General features: G+C 25.4%; 4 protein-coding genes. 2 read left to right on the forward strand and 2 right to left on the reverse strand.

Annotated features, from left to right (window positions below; translation table 11 throughout):
• Positions 1-601 precede the first annotated feature (601 nt).
• Positions 602-1177, forward strand: a complete 576-nt coding sequence (locus ACRC8M_RS03905; protein WP_438527946.1) for a hypothetical protein — start codon at positions 602-604, stop codon at positions 1175-1177.
• Positions 1178-1193: 16 nt separating this feature from the next.
• Here the strand turns inward: ACRC8M_RS03905 and ACRC8M_RS03910 are convergent, their stop codons facing one another.
• The gene (locus tag ACRC8M_RS03910; RefSeq protein WP_438527947.1) at positions 1194-1844 is read right to left on the reverse strand and encodes a conjugal transfer protein TraD; all 651 of its coding nucleotides are present in this window, start codon (positions 1842-1844) and stop codon (positions 1194-1196) included.
• Positions 1841-4696 carry a MobA/MobL family protein gene (locus tag ACRC8M_RS03915; RefSeq protein ID WP_438527948.1) on the reverse strand — a complete coding sequence of 952 codons (2856 nt, stop codon included), beginning with the start codon at positions 4694-4696 and terminating at the stop codon, positions 1841-1843. Before ACRC8M_RS03915 ends, ACRC8M_RS03910 begins: the two co-directional genes overlap by 4 nt.
• A gap of 355 nt (positions 4697-5051) precedes the next feature.
• On the opposite strand from ACRC8M_RS03915, the gene ACRC8M_RS03920 reads away from it, so the two are divergent.
• Positions 5052-5423 (forward strand): hypothetical protein, encoded by a 372-nt coding sequence (locus ACRC8M_RS03920; RefSeq protein WP_332484596.1) that lies wholly within the window; start codon positions 5052-5054, stop codon positions 5421-5423.
• The last annotated feature ends 4 nt before the right edge of the window (positions 5424-5427 follow it).

The raw sequence follows: 5427 nt of genomic DNA on the forward strand, positions 1-5427 counted from the left end.
ATAACCTCATTTTCAAGATTAATAATCTTTTTAATATTATTCATTAATTTCATTCCTCCATATTGAAGACTTCATTTTTTCCCTCATTAAACCTTAGTAATATATAAAAAAATATAATTTTTTATATATTTTACTAAAAATAAATAAAAAATGCAATGTTTTACTTAGTTTTAACGAGGAAATATTATTACAAATACTAAGGTTTAATGAGGAAAAAGTTAAACTTTTTTATATACTAAGGTCTAATGTGGAATATACTAAGGTTTAATGAAGAAAAAACTAAGCTTTAATAAAGAATATACTACGGTTTAGTGAGGAAAAATACTAAGGTTTAATAAGGATTAAAAAAAATTATAATTTGTTAATAAAATCAAGGGAAATTTAATCTTTTTTATCATATTTTTTGTCAACTAACAATATAAACAATAATTACAATATAAAACAACTATATACAATGTTTCTAAAAAAGTTTTCTTAAAATTTTCAGTATAAATATTTTATATAAATAAAATAATAATAATACTTGCAATAGTCTTATATATTTTTTAAAATAATGAAGTATTATAAAATACAATAGGTATATAATGAGGTGGTTAAATTAATGAAAGTTAAAAATGGACACGAAGTGGAAGCTTTTACAATAGATGATTTAAAAAAAATAAATGAATACTTAAACAATAACAAAAAATATGTTATCTTAGGAATTTTTAAATTTGGTATTTATACAGGCTTAAAAATATCAAATTACTTAAATTCTAATTTTGAAGATATTCAAGATAATTATTTAATAATTAATAATTTAGAGAAAGTACAATTAAACATTGAATGTCTTGAAATGATTGAAATTTTAAAAAATTTTTACAAAGAAAAAGGAATTAAAGATTATAACAAAGGTCCGATATTTAAATCTCTTAAATTTTCGGCTTTAAAAAATCAAAAAAATACTCCAATTGGATATCCAGGTGTTTCTAATGCTTTTAGAGACTTGGCTAAAAAATTAAATATAGCTTATCCAATAGGAACAAATAGTTTAAAAAAAACTTACAAAAAATTTATAAATTTATCTGAAACAGAAGAAATTGAGTATATAAAATATCAATTAAAAAAATTAAATCCCAAAATTTTAAAACAGTTGAATATAACACTTGAAGAAATTGATAACCTTCATTTAGAATAATAAAAAAAGCATGAATCTAATTCATGCTTTTAATACTGTTATATAAAAATTCATATTGAGAAAATGTTAAACTATTTAAATTTCTAGTTTGATATTTTTCCCAAATTTCCTGCATTAAATCTTTACTATTTATCATATAAAGTTTAAATAAATCTAGGATTTCTTCTTTAGTAGGAGTTGTCCTAGCTTTTTGTGTTTTCTCAAACTCTTTTTTCCCTAATTGTTTTAATTTATTTCTTTTTTCTGATGAAATAGTTTTTAGTTGAATTAAATATCCTAAAAGTATTCGTGGATCTTCTTTATAAATTTTTACTTTCTCAAATAATGCTCCAACAGTTATTAGCTCATGAAGTCTTTTTTTCTTTTCTAAATAACTTCTTCCTTCTAGTATTTCTAACGATTCTATCTTTTCCAATCTGGACTCTTCGATCTGCTTATTTCCCTGGATTTTTAATCTTTCTTTTTCTATTTCACTAATTAATTGGAACTCCATTAAATAACCTAATAAAAGATTTTTATCTTCTTTTACAAGGTTTTCTATTTCAAATAGAGTTCCTAATTTGATTAGCTTCTTAGCTCTCTTTTTTCTTTTCAAAGATGATTCCAAACGTTTACTTTTATGTTCATTTTCTTTAATTTTCTTTTTAATTCTTTCTAATTTTTTCAATCTCTATCACGATCCTCATCATCACGTATAACTTTAGCATGGAAATATCCACCAGTTCCTTGTGAGTTTCCTTTAGATTTCTTTAGCCTATTTAGAATACTCATAAATGTTGATGTTTCATTTCTTCTTGTCATTTCAAAACCTTCCATTTCTTTTAATAAAGAGTATTGCTTTAATAAAACTTTTAGCTTATCTTTTACATTTTTTTCTTGGTCTTTTAGTTCAGCTAATTCTTTTTGAGGTTTTTCTAAACGTAGCATAATAGTTTCGCTTGGAATAATATATTCTTTTTCAAAGTTACGTAATTTTTCATTAATATGTTTAAGTCTTGTTTCCATAGAAGTAGCGTGATCATGTTGATTAATTTTTCTAAGTCCTTCCATTCTTGGAATAGCCTCTTCTTTTTCTTCACATAATTTACCATACACACCATTAGTATGTTGGTTCAGAATTTCTTTTTTAATCTCTTTAATATCACATTCTTTTTCTTTTATTTTAATTTTTTCTGCGAGATCATTTTTTAAATCGAATAAGTCAGTTATATTTTTCCTTATATCAGCAACAAACTCTTCTTTCTTATCTGGAGATAAATTTTTAGGAGAAGTTAAATCTAATTCTACGGAATTAACAATATTTAATAGCTTATCAATCTCTTTAGACTTGTTAGAATTTTCTTCTAACAGTTCTTCAACTTTAATTTTTACTTTTTCTTTAAAATCATCTGTATTTAAGTCATTTAGTTTTTTAAGCAGTTCCTCTTTTTCAACTAAAAGTTTATCTTGTTGTGATAAAAACTCTTGATTAATAGTTTCATCAATCTCCTCTAACCTATCATTAATTTTTTTCCATTGTCCTTTACTTAATAAATCTTTAGCTTTTTCTTCTAACACTTCAGTAGAAAACTCTATCTTATCTTTTTGAGATATTAATTTATCTTTAGCAACCAATATAGCAACAGAATTTTTAAATCTATCTAATGGGTTATTAGAAGTCTCTAGTTTATCTTTTAAAGCCTTTATTTCCCAGAACTCATTATTTAATTCTTTTCTATACTCTTTCATAATTTTCAATTTATCTGAATTTAATTTAATTCTTCCATGAATATCATCTTGTTTTTGTCTTAATTCTTTTAATTTTTCTCTTGGTTCTTTGATAGCTTCTTCAACAAGTTCTTTAATATTATGCTTTATTTCAAATCTATCAATTGTACCTTTGTATTTTCTGTAATCTTTTTCATATTCTTTAAGAACATTCATATTTACTCTGTATTCATAAGAGTTCGGATCTAAATTTTTTTGTTCTAATTCTTTTTTAGTTTTGAAATATCTAGCTTCGTACTCAACCGCTAACTCTTTAATCTCTAAATATTTATTTTGCGATAACTTTTGGCAAAGATTTAATTTAATTTTTTCAGGATTAGCAATAGCTTTTTGTTCATCTACTTGTTTGTCTATTACCTCTTTTTGAACAAATAAATCCTTTAGATTACTTTGAATTTCCTTAATGTATAGGAATAATTCATTAGGAGTAACATCATCTATATACTTTAATTGATAACTATTGTTTCTAAGTAGATGTAGCTCTTCTACAATCTCTGTTCTACGCTCCATATATTTCTCTCTAATATATCTTTCTTTAGCCAATATCTTATCTTGCATATATGAAGTTTCAAAGGTTCTTAAATAAGTATTTAATGATTCAAACTCCTCTTCATATTCTTTAAAGTTCTTCTCATAAACAAGTTCTTTAAAATCTTTTAATTGATTATATCTATCAAGTTTTTTCGCATATTCTCCATTAGTTAATTGTTGCATAACAATTTCTCTCAACTTATCTGATTGAGAGTTGTAATCAATTTTATTTAATTTTTTAGTTAAATCAACTTTTAATGCTTCCATTTCAACAGCATTATCAAAAATTTCTTTAGGTGTTTCAAGTTTATTTTCAACGACAAAATTAGAAGTCTGCACAACTTCTTCAGAGGTAATTCCAAACTCTTCTCGAACTTTAGTTAAAAATTCCTCTTTAGCTTTTGCGTTTTCTTCTGCATAGTTCTTTATTCTTATTCTATACTCTTTCTCTTTTAACTTAGCAACCTTAATAGCTAACTCAAATCTTTCCACTTCTTGCTTTTCATCTAGTGTCAAAGCCTCTCTATCTTTACGTAGTAATTTACCATTGATATTGATAGGTTCTCTATCAAGGAAATCAGCTTTTAAATAGTCTCCATTTTGTAGTGCTTCTATTCTTCTTGCTTTAAGTGATCTACAATCAATTAGTTCAATACCTTTCTCTTTTAATTTCTCATTACAAACCTTTTCCCAAGTTTGTCTAATCTCATATAACCCCTCAAATTGTCTCCACTTTTCAATCTTACGACTTCCACCTCTTTCTGGATGAATGTTGTTGTGTCTTTTAAAAAAAGTTTCTTTGCTTCTTTCTATTCCATCAAGAACTTTCTCATTAAACATTATATGACAATGTATGTTATCTAATGTGTTATCTGCATTACGTTTATTATGGATAGATAGGCTATATACATATTCATCTTTAAATAGCTTTTCACCTAATCTTTTAGCTATTTCAATATTCTCTTCAATAGAAAGTTCATGAGGTAAAGAGAACTCTATTTTTCTATATGAATTTTCTAATTTACTTGTATAATTCTCTGCACATTCCCAAAAGAAAGAGGCGTTATCTTTAGCAAATGTAGGTAGGTTAAAGTTTTCTTTATATACTAACTCTTCTCCTCTTTCACCTACGCTATATTTTCCTTCTCTAGCGTTGTAAAGATATTTCTCTAAACTACTATGTCCATTAGATGGAGCAACAGTTAAATTATATATTGCCAAGATAATCACCTCCTTCTTAAATTTAAACCCACACTCGCAAGAGTTAATATATCGAGTTAGTTGGAAAACTAACGGAAGATATAGGCGATAGCGGTTTGAAAATTGTAAATTTTCACGAACCGCTAATCGTGCCTCTTTGAGATTTATTTTTTAAACTGCCTGTTGGCAGTTTTTAATATGATACTACTTCTTTGAAGCTTTTTCAATTATTTTTATTTTTTATTACTTTTAATTTGTTAAATATTCATAGAAAAAAGTTGATATATAAAAAAGTTTGATGTATACTAAAAAACACAAAGTACTTACTTTTTTTAAAAAAATAGTAAGTACTTAAAAAGTAAGTACGGAGGTTTTTATGAAACAAAATATTATTTCTAAAAATTTGTTTTTTTTAAAACAGAAAACAAATAGTTTATGTCAAGGGGTAAAGAAGTTTTATCCAACAATTTTTGCACTAGGATTTATGATTTCAAACTCTTTGATTTCTTCTGCCAGTGTTGCAGGATTTCCAATAGTGAGTCTATTAAATGAGGTTCAAGAATATATTCAGATTCTTGCAGGATTTATGATTGCTGGAGGATTTGTTTATGCTATTGCCACATATATGATGGGTAGAAATGATAATCCTATTTCAACTGGTGGAAAATGGGTTATTGGTGGTTGGTTTGTTTATAACGTTGATTGGTTCTTACAAAAGATTGGTAAAGCAGGAGGTGCGTTGTTTTAATGTT

It is taken from the genome of Cetobacterium sp., from assembly GCF_051653945.1.
In the GTDB taxonomy this organism is placed as follows: Bacteria; Fusobacteriota; Fusobacteriia; order Fusobacteriales; family Fusobacteriaceae; genus Cetobacterium_A.

Excerpts from the sequence above, each read along its gene's own strand:
- ACRC8M_RS03920 (WP_332484596.1), top strand. The coding sequence starts at position 5,052 with ATGAAACAAAATATTATTTCTAAAAATTTGTTTTTTTTAAAACAGAAA.
- ACRC8M_RS03905 (WP_438527946.1), top strand. The coding sequence starts at position 602 with ATGAAAGTTAAAAATGGACACGAAGTGGAAGCTTTTACAATAGATGAT.